Source organism: Allobosea sp. NPDC055353, assembly GCF_053644975.1.
The window spans coordinates 1,912,983-1,925,502 of the sequence record NZ_JBSHMC010000001.1 but is presented as its reverse complement, the minus strand read 5'-3'; the positions used below and the strand labels follow the sequence as shown (position 1 = coordinate 1,925,502).

The window sequence follows — 12,520 nt, the reverse complement described above, 5'->3', positions numbered from 1 at the left end:
AGATGCGGGCGCGCCAACTCGAAGTCTTCTGCACGCTGATGCGCTGCGGCACGGTGACCGGCGCGGCCGCGATGCTGAACATCTCGCAGCCGGCGCTCAGCCAGATCCTGCTTCATGCCGAGGACCAGCTCGGCTTCAAGCTGTTCAACCGCGTGCGCGGCCGGCTGGTGCCGACGCAGGAGGCCGAGGAACTCTACTCCCAGGCCGAGCACATCTTCGGCGAGCTCGATGCGCTCAGGCGCCGGACGATCGACATGCGGCACGGCCGCACCGGTCTTGTCCGGCTCGCTGCATCGGCGCCGCCGTCCATGTCGATCGTGCCGCGGGCCCTGACCGCCTTCCGGGAAGCCCATCCCGAAATCGTCGTGCGCTCGCTGATCGCCTCGCAGACGGCCATCGTCGAGATGCTGCGCAACGGCGAGGTGTCCCTCGGCATTGCCATGAACAACCTGCCGCATGCCGGCATCCATGCCGAGACGGTGGGGCGCGCCACGCTGGTCTGCGTCGTCTCGGCCAAGCATCGGCTGGCGGGGCTGGACTGCGTCCGTTTCGCCGATATCAGCGACGAGACCCTGATCTCCTATCGCGCCGACACCTTGCCGGGCCGGCTGCTCGCCGCCTCGGCCGAAGCCGAGGATTTCGCCTATGCACCGGCGATCGAGATCGATCTTTCGATCACGGCCCTGCCCTATGTGCGCGACGGGCTGGGCATCGCGATCGTCGACAGCCTGCTGCCCTGGGAGCAGTTCAACGGCGTCGTGACCCGGCCGTTCGAGCCCCGGATCGAGGTGCCGATCGCGATCCTGACCAGCAATGACCGGCCGCTCTCGGCCAGCCATGAATTGATGCGCGATTGCCTGCGGGCCGCCTGCCGGGACCTCGGCCGGCCCGGCAACGCATGAACGCGCCGCTCTACCCTTCGACGACCGCATCCTGAAGCAAGGCTGCGATCGGGACCGGCCTCACCGGAGCCTGGCCACGCAGCCGGCCCGCCGCTGCGACACAATCATGGCCTGCGCTGCCGGCGACGATCTCCGCAGCGGCCAGTTCGCAATAGCGTCCCTGACAGCGCCCCATGCCGACACGCCCCAGCGATTTCGCGCGATTGACCTCGCCGCCGCCGAAATCGACGGTCTTGCGCAATTCACCCGCCGTCACGCCTTCGCAGCGGCAGATCACCGTCTCAGCAGGCAATCCCGCCGCCGCCTCGGCCGGCCAGGGAAAGGCCTCGGCGACGCCGCGCGCGAAGCGGCTCAATCGCGCGAGACGGCGCCTGTCGCCCGCCATGTCCGGTGCCGGCAAGCCAAGGTCCTGCAAGCATGCCGCGGCGGCCAGGCGCCCGGCGACCTCAGCCCCGTCAGCGCCGAGAATCCTGAGTCCGTCACCGGCGAGATAGACGCCCGGTACAGCCCGGCCGACCGCATCGGCCTTCGGCAGCCATTGCCGCCAGGTTTCGTCATAGGCGAAATCGCAGCCCGCCAGATCCGCGAGGCGGGTCTCCGCCCGCAGATGCCAGCCCAGCCCGACCGCGTCGCAGGCCGTGCGCTGCTCCCGGCCCGCGGCGTCGCGCCAGAGCAAGGCGACCGGGCCGCGCTCATCGGCCTCGATACGCTCCAGTTGGACACCGGCATGGTAGAGCCCGGCAAGGCGCCGGCGCATCATCAGCCCGCGCAATGCGAAAAGCGGTCTCGCCGACAGACCGGGAAAGCCGCGCAACTGCCGGCGCATGGGCGCCGTATCCAGCACGGCCGCGATCTCCGCTCCGGCCTTCAGCAACTGCACCGCGAGCAGGGTCAGCAGCGGGCCGGAGCCAGCCAGTACGATACGCCGCCCCAGCGCCGCGCCTTGCGCCTTCAGCGCGATCTGCATCGCGCCGAGCCCGTAGACACCAGCATTCTCCCAGCCCGGCACGGGCATCACGCGATCCATCGCTCCGATCGCGAGGATCAGCCGGTCATAGGCGATCCAGCGCGAACCCGCCCCGTCGAGCACCTGCAACCGCCCGTCCGCGATGGCCACGACGGAGCTTCGTGGATGATGAGCGAGGCGGCCTGCCGCGGCCATGGCGTCGAAAGTCTCGTGCAGCGCGACCGCCTTCGCGGCCTCCGAGCCGTAAAGGATCTCGGGCGGGCGCGTGAAGCCTTGCGGCGGCCTGCGATAGATCTGGCCGCCCGCCCGCTCGCCCTCGTCGATCACGACGGGCGTCAGGCCTGCGGCGACCAGGGTCTCTGTCGCCCGGATGCCCGCCGGCCCGGCGCCGACGACGACCACGCACGGCTTTTCCGCGACGCTCATGGCCAATCGCCGGGAATGTCGGAGAGGAGGCGCATGCCTTCGACCAGAGGCGTCGAACAGGCCCGCAGCCGCGGCCCATCCTCCTGCCAGATCCAGCAATCCTGACAGGCGCCCATCAGGCAGAAGCCGGCGCGAGCCTCCGGGCCGAACTCGGAACGGCGCAAAGCGGGCGCAACCGAGAGCACCGCGCTGAGCACGGTGTCGCCCGCCAAGGCGCGGTGCTCGCTGCCGTCGAGGACGAAGCGCAGCGGCGCGCGATCCGTCTCTGTCAGCCGAACCAGCCGCCCCATCGCCTCGCCTGCAGCCATACTCATTCGGCAGCCTCGGCATAGGATAGCCGAGGCTCCGGCATCTCGGGAAACCGGACCCTGGCTGCGGCAAAGGCCTCGTCCACACCTCGGGCACCGACCCTGCCGGTCATGCGGCGGAATATCTCGGTCTTGGCGAAGAAGCGCCAATGGGTCGGCAGGCCGGCGAGGATCGCCGTCAGCCTGTCATAGGCGCCGGGCGTCCATTGCGCCTCGTAGCCCTCGCGCTCCGGGCCGAAATGGAAGTGGCCCGCGACGGCCGCGCGGTCGCCGCGTCGTAGCTTCGTCGCATCCTCGTCCAGGACGCCGTCACTGATGACGACGCCGTACTCGCGCTCGGCCGCCGCCTGGGAGACATAGCCGCGCACGACATCCTCCGCGACGCGCCAGGCCTCGCGGTCGAACGGGTGCCCCCGGCCGCCGCCGCCGGCCGAGCGGATCTCCAGCACGTCGCCGGGCTGGAGCACGGCGGTATCGATATTGCCGAGCCGCCGCGCTTCCGGCTGCCCCGGGTTGACCACCATGTCGGAGAGACCTGCGGCCTTTCCGCCCAGCACGCCCCAGGGGCGGAAGAAGCTGCGGTCCCGGTTGCGGGCGGTGATGCGGCTGTCGGGCGCGAAGACACGGAACGCCATCTCGGTGGCGAGGCCACCGCGCCAGCGCCCGGCGCCGCCGCTGTCCCGCGCCAGCCCGTATTTGACGAATTCCACCGGCGTCTCGGTCTCGGTGATCTCGATCGGCGTGTTCTTGAGATAGGCGGCGTCGGCGCCCGAGCCGTTGGTGCCGTCGCGATGCGGCATGCCGCCGCCGCCGCCCACCACCGGGTTGACCGCGGCGATGACGGTCCGGCTGGTGCGCTCGTCGGTGGTCATCACGTTGACGATGCAGTTGTTGCCGGCGGGCGCGGCCGGCAGCCGTTCTGGCACCGCCTGCGAGAACGCCCCGAAGATCACCGAACGCAGCCGCGCGCAGGTCAGCGAGCGCATGCCGACCGCGGCCGGGAAGACCGGGTTCAGGACCGTTCCCTCGGGCGCAATGCAGGTGAAGGGGCGCGTCAGCCCGGTATTGAGCAGGATCTTCGGATTCAGCGTGTAGAGGACGTAATAGACCCCGACCAGCAGGATCGTATGCCGGGGATTGCCGCCGCTCGGTACGTTGAGCGAGGAGCCGAGTTGCGGATCGGAGCCGGTGAAATCCAGCACCGCCTCGTCGCCGCGGATGGTGAGCTTGAGCTTCAGGCGGCAGGGATTGGCCTCGACCGAGTCCTCGTCGGCGTAATCCGCGAATTCCCAGGTGCCGTCCGGCATGCCGCGCAGCACCTCGCGCGCCTGCGCTTCGGCGTGGTCGAGCAGCGCATCGATGCCTTCAAGGAAAGCCTCGCGGCCGAATTTCTCGATCATCGCCAGCACCTTGCGCTCGCCGGTGTTGAGCGCGCCGACCAGTGCCTTGATATCGCCGATGTTCAGGTCCGGCTTGCGCACATTGGTCGTCATGATCCGGAGGATCTGCTCGTCGAAGACGCCTTCGTTGACGAGCTTCATCGGCGGGAAGCGGATACCCTCCTGATGGATCTCGGTGAGCGCCCGCGAGAGCGAGGCCGGCACGGCGCCACCCATGTCGGTGTTGTGGATGTGGCCGCCGGTCCAGGCGACGATCTCGCCCTCGTGGAAGACGGGCTTCCAGAGATGGGTGTCGGGCGCATGGGTGGCGACGAAACAGGAATAGGGATCGTTGGTGAAGGCGACGTCGCCCGGCTTGTAGTCGTCGACCATCGCCAGTGCCGGCGCCCAGGACAGGCCGGGATACCAGGTCGCACCCAGCTCCATCGGCACGGCGAAGGTGTCGCCGCGGCGGCTGATCAGCATGACGGTGAAATCCTCCGTCTCCTTGACGAAGGCGGAATGGGCGGTGCGGTGCAGCGTATGCGCCATGTTCTCGGCGGCGGCGCGCGCATGATTGGCGAGCACCTGAAGCTTCATCCGGTCGAACATCGGCATCACTCCGCGAAGGTCAGGTGCAGGTTGAGATGGCTGTCGATCCGGGCGCTGGCGCCGGCCGGAATCGCGACCGTGGTGTCCTCCTGCGCAACGACCGCCGGCCCCGCGAAGCGGTTGCCGGGCTGCAGATCGGCGCGGCGATAGAGGCCGACGGCCTTACGGCTCCCGCCGGTGTGGATCGTCAGCTCGCGTTCCGGGATAGCGACAGCATCGGTCTCCGCGACCTCCGGGAAGGACAGCACGGGGCCGGCACCGATGGCCGAAAGCCGCAGATTGACGATCTCGATGCGGCCATCGGGATCGTCGAAATCGTAGATCCGCTGATGGGTCCGATGAAATTCCCGGGCAATCGCCGCCGGGTCGCCGGCTTCCAGCCAGGCCGGCAGCAGGGGGACCTCGATCTCATAGCTCTGGCCGACATAGCGCATATCCGCCGAAAACCGGAGATCGGCGGGGCCGACATGCCCCTGGGCTGCCAGCCAGTTGCGCCCGTCCTGGACCATCGCGGCCGCCGCCGCCTTCAGTTGCGGCAGCACCGCAGCCGAGAGTTCGGCGAAAAGCGTGCGGACGAAGTCGCCGCGCAGATCGGCGACGAGACCGCCCAGCGCGGAGACGACGCCCGGCCGGCGCGGCGCCAGCAACCTGTTCATGCCGAGTTCGCGGGCGAGGAAGGCGCCGAGCATCGGGCCGCCGCCGCCGAAGGGCATCAGGGTGAAATCCTTCAGGTCGACGCCGGCCCGCGAGGACAGCTTCTCGACCTCGACGAACATCTCGGAGACGGCGATGTCGAGGATCGCCTGCGCCGTGTCCTCCAGCGGCCGCCCGAGCTTTTCGGCCAGCCGCCCGACGGCAGCGCGGGCGAGGCCGGCATCCATCTTCAACTGGCCATAGGCCATCTCGCTATGGCCGAGCCAGCCGCAGACCACCATCGCGTCGGTGACGGTCGCCTGCTCGCCGCCGCGGCCATAGCAGGCCGGCCCCGGCGTCGAACCGGCCGATTCCGGCCCGACGCGCAGCACGCCCTGTCCGTCGACGGAGGCGATCGAGCCGCCACCGATGCCGATCGAGCTCACCGAGACCGAGGGGATATAGAGCGGGAACTCGCCGATCATCTCGCCGGTGCCGTATTGGGGCTCGCCGTCGATGATCAGGGCGAAGTCGGCGGAGGTGCCGCCGATGTCGAGCGTCAGCACGCGCTTCTCGCCGGCCTGTCGCGCGAACCAGGTCGCCCCGATCACGCCCGAGGCCGTGCCCGAGAGCAGCATCGAGACGCAGGCGCGCTTGCCCTCGGCAGCGTTCATCACACCGCCGTTCGACTTGGTCAGAAGCGCGCGCGCCGGCACGCCACGATCCGCGAGCCGCTGTTCCAGCGCCGTCAGGTAGCCGGCAATGCGGGGATGCACATAGGCGTTGAGGATCGCCGTCGTCGTCCGCTCGTATTCGCGGATGACCGGCCAGACCTCGGCCGAGGTGAAGACGAAGAGCTCCGGAGCCAGCCGGGCGATCTCGGCCTTGACGGCCTCCTCCTGCGCGCCGTCGCGCCAGGCGTGCAGGAAGGCGATGACGATGCCGACGGCCCCGCGCGCCTTCGCCGAAGCGACGGCGGCTGCGACCGCAGCGAGATCGGGCTTCACCGTCTCGCGCCCGTCAGAGCGCATGCGCGCCGGGATGCCGAAGACCCGGTCACGGGTGATGAGCTGCTCCGGGCGGCAGCAGAACAGCGAATAGGTCTCGGGCATGCGCAGCCGGGCGAGCTCGATGACGTCCTCGAAGCCGGCATTGGTGAACAGCGCGAGCGGCGCCCCCTTGCGCTGGATGATGGTGTTGACGCCGACCGTCGTGCCGTGGACGAAGCGGGTCACAGCGCGGGGATCGAGACCTTCGCGCTCGGCCAGCAGCGAGAGGCCGGTCATCAGCTCCGCGCCGGGATCGTCCGGCGTCGTCAGCACCTTCAGCGACGCGACCTGGCCCGAATGCGTTTCGAGCGCGCAGAAATCGATGAAGGTGCCGCCGATATCGACGCCGACCTTCCAGTCCGCACTCGGCACAGTTCCACCGTCCATGTCCGCTCCTCTTGCTGGCCGCCGGAAGCTGGCACGGAAGCCGCGGAGCGGTCCAAGAGACATGCGTGGCAGGACCATAGGCTGGACTTATGGCCTGCCGGCCATCGCGTCTTTGACCTAGCCGCCGGCGGGCGGCAGGTTCGGCCGGACGAAGGACCCCGGGCGCGCGGCAAGAGCGCTTTTCGATGGGATCGGATTGTCATTGCGAGCGTAGCGAAGCAATCCAGGAGACGTAGAGCGCTGCCGCCCCTGGATTGCTTCGCTACGCTCGCAATGACGGATCCTGCGATCCGGATCGGAAAATGATCCAGAGGCTGGACATGGATGTGATCGTGCTCGGCGGCGGCCTGATGGGAACCGCCGCAACCTTCTTCCTGAGACGGCGCGGCCTGAAGGTCACGCTGATCGAACGAAACCGTGTCGGCACGGGCGCCACCGTCGCATCCTTCGGCAATATCCGCCGCACCGGGCGCCATCTCACGCAATTGCCGCTGGCGCATCGCTCCCGCACGCTCTGGGGCGAGGCGGAGCGCCTGCTCGGCCGCGACGTCGAATTCCGCGCGACCGGGCATCTGCGGCTGATCTTCGAAGAAGATGCGCTGATCGACATGCGCGCCTATGCCGAGGCCGCGCGGCCCTGGGGGCTGGAACTGGAGGAACTCGGCGCCAACGAGATCCGGGCACGCTTTCCCGGCCTCGGCCCCGGTGCGATCGCAGCCTCCTACTCGCCGCAGGACGGCTCGGGCAACCCCCGGCTGATCGCGCCGGCCTTCGCCGATGCGGCGCGGCGGATCGGCGCGGAGATCGTCGAGGACTGCGAGGTCGGCCGCATCCAGAAGACCGATGCCGGCTTCCGCGTAACGACCTCCAAGGGCGTGTTCGAGGCCGGCAAGCTGCTCAATACCGCAGGCGCCTGGGGCATGCGGATCGCCGCGCAATTCGGCGAGCCGGTTCCCCTCACACCGCGCGGGCCGCAGATGGGCGTCACCGAACCCCTGCCCCATCGCATCCTGCCGGTCGTCGGCGTCTGGACCCGCCGGCACGGGACCGACGCCTATTTCCGGCAGGTCGAGCGCGGCAACATCGTCTTCGGCGGCGCGGCCGAACGGGTCGACGTTAATCTCGATCCCGGCCACGCCAGGGCCGATCCGGCGCGGCTGCCGGCGCAGCTTCGTGCCCTCGGGCAATTGCTGCCGGCCCTGGACAAGGTTTCGGTGATCCGCACCTGGTCGGGCTGCGAAGGCTATCTCGCCGACATGCTGCCGGTCATGGGCGCCTCCGCCACCACGCCAGGCCTTTTCCATGCCTTCGGCTTCAGCGGGCACGGCTTCCAGCTCGGCCCGGGCGTCGGCGACACGATGGCCGAACTGATCGCGACGGGCACCACGGAGATCCCGCTCCACGACTTCCGGATCGAGCGCTTCGCCAAGGCGGAAACCGGCCTCAGCCCAGCCGCGGCTTGATCCTGACGACCGCTCAGAGCTTCGAGCAGAGCCGGTAGGCTTCGTAGATCGCGGAATAGAGGTCCCGGCTCGAGACCGCGTCGCCGATGCGGTGCAGGAGGAAGCCCCCCGGCGCAGGAGCGGCCGCCTCCGCGCTACCCAGCATGAAGGCGATATCGGTCACTCCGTCATTGGCCGAGAGATGCCGCAGGTCGTGATAGATCTCGGCGGCCGGCAGCGTGCCGTATTCGACGACGACCTGGCTGGCCTCGACCCTGCTTTCGGCGCCGGTCAACTCGTTGCGGAACGTGGCCTGCAGCGTGTTGCCGCGGCGCTCGACCTTCTCCAGCCTGGCATCGACGAGCGAGCGGATGCCGAGCTCGGCGAAGCGCTTCCGGAAGCTCGACTTGTCGATATAGGACATCTCGACGGCAAGCGCGTCGTCGGGCGTGGCGATGCTGACGGCCTTGCCCTGCCGGGCGAGCTGCAGCGCACAGGACGCCGCGGCCTGCCGGCCGGTGCCGTCATAGACGAGCACGTCGGCCTTGCCCGGCACCGTGCCGGTCAGCACATCCCAGACGCTGTCGCAGAGGTCCGAACCTTCGAACCAGTCAGTATCGGGAATGCCGCCGGTGGCGACGATCACGAGGTCCGGCATCTCGGCGCGGACGGTGTCGGCCTCGGCATAGCAATTCGTCCGGACATCGACGCCAAGCCGCTCCAGCTCGGCAATGCGCCAATCGACGATGCCGATCAGGTCGTGGCGCTCCTCGGCTGCGGTCGCAACGAGCAACTGCCCGCCGAGCTTCGCCGCTGCCTCGAACAGCACGACCGAATGCCCCCGCTCGGCGCAGACGCGCGCGGCTTCGAGCCCGGCCGGCCCGCCGCCGACCACCACCGCCTTCAGGCGGCGCGAGGCCGGCGCGACCTCGTGGCCGAGCACGGTTTCGCGACCGCTGGCGGCGTTATGAATGCAGTTGACCTTCTTGTAGAGGCAGTACGAGGCGCCAACGCAGGGCCTGATGCGCTCCTCCTCTCCGCGCCTGATCTTGTTGACCAGATGCGGGTCGGCGATATGAGCGCGCGTCATGCCGACGAGGTCGACGACCCCCTCGCGGATCGTATGGCGCGCGGTCGCCACGTCGCGGATGCCGCCGGCATGGATCAAGGGCAGCTTCGTCTCGCGGCGGAACTGCGCCACCGAGGCGAGATAGGGCGCGTTGCGCTGGAACAAGCCGGGCATGTTGTCCTCGGCCAGCGCGAGATCGGTATCCATGCGGCCGTAGATGCAGTTGAAGTAGTCGATATGGCCTTCGCGTTCGAAGATCCGGGCAAGCTCGAGGCAATCGTCGAAATCCGAACCGTCTGCGACGCCCTCGTCGATCACGAAGCGGATGCCGACGATCGCCTCATCGCCGACGCGCTTGCGGATGGCCTCGTGGACCATGAGCCCGAAGCGCGCCCGGTTTTCCGGCGAACCGCCGAAACCATCCGTGCGCCTGTTGGTGCGCGGCGACAGGAACTGGCCGATGAGATGGCCTCCGGTCACGGTCTCGATGCCGTCGAGCCCACCCTGCATGCAGCGCAGCGCCGCATCGGCATAGTCCCGGACGATCCGCGCGATATCCGCGTCGTCCATCTCCTTGGGGAAATTGCGGTTGCGCGTTTCCCTGACGCGCGACGGCGCCAGCACCGGAAGCCAGTTCCAGCCATAGGAGGTGGCGCGGCGACCGAGATGCGACACCTGGCACATCACGGCGGCGCCATGGCCGTGAATGCGTTCGGACAGCGCTTGCAGATGTGGAATGATACGGTCACTGGAAAGGTCGAGCTGGCCGCCGCCCCAGCTCGAATCCGGCGAGGTCATCGCCGAGCCGCCGATCATCGTCATGGCGAGGCCGCCGCGGGCCTTTTCCTCGTGATAGCGCTGATAGCGTTCGAGCGGCAGGCCGCCTTCGTCCAGCATCGAGGCATGGCTGGTGCTGACGATGCGGTTGCGCAGCCGGAGGTTCTTGATCGCGAAGGGTTGAAGCAGGGGGTCGCCGGCGGCAGCCGAATGACGATCTGCTGTGACGATGGCCTCGCTCACCGAATGCCCCCTTGTGACCGGACCAGGATTGAAGCCACGGCACCCCGCGGCCGCGACGATGCCGGTTGGCACCGGCCCGAGCCGTCGACGCCGATGATGACGATGTTCCTGGAACAGGAACAGATTGAAAAAGCCTGGGAGAAGCATACGCTCAGCGTATGGCTCAGCTATCTCGCCTCGTCCCGTCCGCACGCGGGCTTCTGGTCTTCGAAGCCGCGGCCCGGACCGGCAGCTTCACGGCCGCGGCAGCGGAATTCAACGTCAGCCAGCCTTCCGCCAGCCGCAGCGTCGCGGAACTGGAAGCCGCCATCGGAGCGAGGCTATTCGAGCGGCGCGCCCGCGGTCTCGCATTGACCGTGGACGGCAGCGACCTCTACGCCGTCGTCGGCGATGCCGTCGGACGCATCGCGGAAACCATCGCGGCGATCCAGCGACGGCAGCACGGGACGAAGCCCATCGTCACGCTGTCGATGTCGAGCTCTTTCGTGGCCCATTGGCTGCTGCCGCGCCTCGGCGAATTCCACGCCGCCTTTCCGCAGATCGATATCCGGTTCGATCTGATTCCGGGTGTTCTGCGCGGCGTGCCCGACAATGTCGATCTGGCGACACGCATCATCGCCGACGATGACCCGAACTACCATCGCTGGTCCTTTGCGCCCGAGATCGTCTTCCCGGTCTGCAGCCCCGCCTATCTCGACGCGCGCGGCAGGCTGGATCATCGGGGCGATGGCGCCGGGCATGTGTTTCTCTGGCTGAGCGACCACGCCACGCATGAATGGGCCAGGGACTGGGGCAATGTCGCCCATCGCAACGCCTCCAAAGGGGTCTGGCACGAGTTCACCGACTATTCCGTCATTCTCCAGGCCGCGCTGAACGGGGACGGTATCGCTCTGGGCTGGCTGAGCGTCGTGTCGAGCAGTCTGGTGAAGGGCACATTGGTGCCGGCTTCGGACCTCGTCATCCGGACCGGCCGGCACCACAGCCTGATCGCGCCCCGGTCGAGGCCCCTCAACCCGATCGTCGCCGAGGTCGCGCTCTGGCTTCGCAGCCATCTCGCCCGGGAACTCGAGGCGCTGGACGAAAGCTTTCGCCCGCGATGAGCTTGCCGGAATGCCGGCGCCCTTTCCAGGAGGCAGCGATCCTATCGAACGGCTGGAACGGTGTCGTGCAGCTCGGTCGGCCGCACCTTTCCCAGGAATCCCATCGTGGTCCTCAGTTCCGCCTCCAGCAGGTCGAGGATCCGCCCTGCCCCGTCGGCCCCGCCGATCGCAAGGCCGAACAACGGGGCCCTTCCGACCATGACGCCGTTCGCCCCGAGCGCCAGAAACCGGGCAATATCGGCCCCGCGCCGCACGCCGCTATCCGCCAGGATCTCGATGCGATCGCCGACCGCCTCGACGATGCCCGGCAGCACCTCGGTCGGGCCGACGGCGCAATCCAGGTTGCGGGCGCCATGGTTCGAGACGACGATGCCGTCGCAGCCGCATGCAGCCGCCGCCATTGCATCGTCGGCGCGCAGGATGCCCTTGAGCACGAGCTTGCCGCGCCAGTGCCGGCGCAGCAGTTTCACGTCCTCCCAGGTCACGTCACGGGCGAGCGCCACCTCTTCGGAGATCGCCTCGCGGCCGAGCTTCGTGCGGAAGGCTTCGGGATAATGCGCATAGGTCGGCACCCGGCCGGTCGCCAGGGCGCGCAGCATCACGCCGATGGCCCAGCGCGGATGCAGGGCAACGTCGAGCCCGGCACGCCACGATGCCTTCAGGGGAATGCCGAAGCCGTTGCGGGCATTGTATTCGCGGTTGGGGGCGACAGCGGTGTCGACGGTCAGCACCAGCGTCTCCGCGCCCGCCTCCCAGGCCCGCTCGAGCAGGCCGAGCATGCGCTGCCGGCTCTTCCAGACATAGAGCTGAAACCAGAGCCGCGCGTTGGATTCGGCGGCGATCCGCTCGATCGCGGTGATCGACTGCGTCGCGACGCAGAAGGGGATGCCGGCCCGGGCCGCCGCCCTGGCGAGCGCGATCTCCCCGTCATGCCAGACGAGGCCGGCCACGGCGGTTGGCGCGATAATCAGGGGCAGCGGCTGGTCCTGGCCGAGGATCTGCGTCCGCGTCGAAATATCCGAAACGTCGACCAGAACCCTGGGCGCGAGCCGGATCGCATCGAGCTGCTGTCGGTTCAGCGAGATCGCGGTCTCGTCCTCGCTGCCGCGATCGACATAGGCGAACAGGCCGCGCGGGAGACGTCGCGCCGCGGCGCGACGGGCATCGGCGACGTTGAGAATGTGGGCAAAGGCAGGTCGCGTCGCGGTCATGGCAAGGGGCGGTTT

9 protein-coding genes are annotated in these 12,520 nt (G+C 68.7%); 3 read left to right on the top strand and 6 right to left on the bottom strand.

The genetic code is table 11. The annotated features are described in order from the left end of the window. Positions 1-2: 2 nt before the first annotated feature. Positions 3-902 carry a LysR family transcriptional regulator gene (locus tag ACWIEX_RS08880; protein WP_454032698.1) on the top strand — a complete coding sequence of 300 codons (900 nt, stop codon included), beginning with the start codon at positions 3-5 and terminating at the stop codon, positions 900-902. Between the two features lie 10 nt (positions 903-912). Here the strand turns inward: ACWIEX_RS08880 and ACWIEX_RS08875 are convergent, their stop codons facing one another. The 4 genes from ACWIEX_RS08875 to ACWIEX_RS08860 are packed head-to-tail and all read right to left on the bottom strand — an operon-like array spanning position 913 to position 6,663. Then, positions 913-2,295, bottom strand: coding sequence for an FAD/NAD(P)-dependent oxidoreductase (locus ACWIEX_RS08875; RefSeq protein WP_454032697.1), 1,383 nt, complete (start codon positions 2,293-2,295; stop codon positions 913-915). Beyond that, on the bottom strand, positions 2,292-2,609 hold the full coding sequence (locus ACWIEX_RS08870; RefSeq protein WP_454032696.1) for a (2Fe-2S)-binding protein: 318 nt from the start codon (positions 2,607-2,609) through the stop codon (positions 2,292-2,294). The genes ACWIEX_RS08875 and ACWIEX_RS08870 overlap by 4 nt, the downstream gene beginning before the upstream one ends. Continuing rightward, positions 2,606-4,594, bottom strand: a complete 1,989-nt coding sequence (locus tag ACWIEX_RS08865) for a hydantoinase B/oxoprolinase family protein (RefSeq protein WP_454032695.1) — start codon at positions 4,592-4,594, stop codon at positions 2,606-2,608. The genes ACWIEX_RS08870 and ACWIEX_RS08865 overlap by 4 nt, the downstream gene beginning before the upstream one ends. A gap of 5 nt (positions 4,595-4,599) precedes the next feature. Further along, positions 4,600-6,663: a hydantoinase/oxoprolinase family protein gene (locus ACWIEX_RS08860; RefSeq protein ID WP_454032694.1), complete on the bottom strand. Its 2,064-nt coding sequence runs from the start codon at positions 6,661-6,663 to the stop codon at positions 4,600-4,602. Positions 6,664-6,983: 320 nt separating this feature from the next. Here ACWIEX_RS08860 and ACWIEX_RS08855 point away from each other — a divergent pair, with 320 nt between their 5' ends. Continuing rightward, complete coding sequence (locus ACWIEX_RS08855) at positions 6,984-8,126, top strand: NAD(P)/FAD-dependent oxidoreductase (protein ID WP_454033486.1); 1,143 nt, start codon at positions 6,984-6,986, stop codon at positions 8,124-8,126. A gap of 13 nt (positions 8,127-8,139) precedes the next feature. Here ACWIEX_RS08855 and ACWIEX_RS08850 read toward each other — a convergent pair whose 3' ends face one another. Then, entirely contained in the window at positions 8,140-10,194 is a 2,055-nt protein-coding gene (locus ACWIEX_RS08850; protein WP_454032693.1) for an oxidoreductase, read from the bottom strand. Between the two features lie 158 nt (positions 10,195-10,352). Between ACWIEX_RS08850 and ACWIEX_RS08845 the strand changes: the two genes are divergently transcribed. After that, positions 10,353-11,294, top strand: a complete 942-nt coding sequence (locus ACWIEX_RS08845; protein WP_454032692.1) for a LysR substrate-binding domain-containing protein — start codon at positions 10,353-10,355, stop codon at positions 11,292-11,294. A 41-nt stretch (positions 11,295-11,335) separates the two neighbouring features. Here ACWIEX_RS08845 and ACWIEX_RS08840 read toward each other — a convergent pair whose 3' ends face one another. Further along, on the bottom strand, positions 11,336-12,505 hold the full coding sequence (locus ACWIEX_RS08840) for an alpha-hydroxy acid oxidase (RefSeq protein WP_454032691.1): 1,170 nt from the start codon (positions 12,503-12,505) through the stop codon (positions 11,336-11,338). Positions 12,506-12,520: the final 15 nt, after the last annotated feature.

Excerpts from the sequence above, each read along its gene's own strand:
- ACWIEX_RS08880 (WP_454032698.1), top strand. The coding sequence starts at position 3 with ATGCGGGCGCGCCAACTCGAAGTCTTCTGCACGCTGATGCGCTGCGGC.
- ACWIEX_RS08875 (WP_454032697.1), bottom strand. The coding sequence starts at position 2,295 with ATGAGCGTCGCGGAAAAGCCGTGCGTGGTCGTCGTCGGCGCCGGGCCG.
- ACWIEX_RS08870 (WP_454032696.1), bottom strand. The coding sequence starts at position 2,609 with ATGAGTATGGCTGCAGGCGAGGCGATGGGGCGGCTGGTTCGGCTGACA.
- ACWIEX_RS08865 (WP_454032695.1), bottom strand. The coding sequence starts at position 4,594 with ATGTTCGACCGGATGAAGCTTCAGGTGCTCGCCAATCATGCGCGCGCC.
- ACWIEX_RS08860 (WP_454032694.1), bottom strand. The coding sequence starts at position 6,663 with ATGGACGGTGGAACTGTGCCGAGTGCGGACTGGAAGGTCGGCGTCGAT.
- ACWIEX_RS08855 (WP_454033486.1), top strand. The coding sequence starts at position 6,984 with ATGGATGTGATCGTGCTCGGCGGCGGCCTGATGGGAACCGCCGCAACC.
- ACWIEX_RS08845 (WP_454032692.1), top strand. The coding sequence starts at position 10,353 with ATGGCTCAGCTATCTCGCCTCGTCCCGTCCGCACGCGGGCTTCTGGTC.
- ACWIEX_RS08840 (WP_454032691.1), bottom strand. The coding sequence starts at position 12,505 with ATGACCGCGACGCGACCTGCCTTTGCCCACATTCTCAACGTCGCCGAT.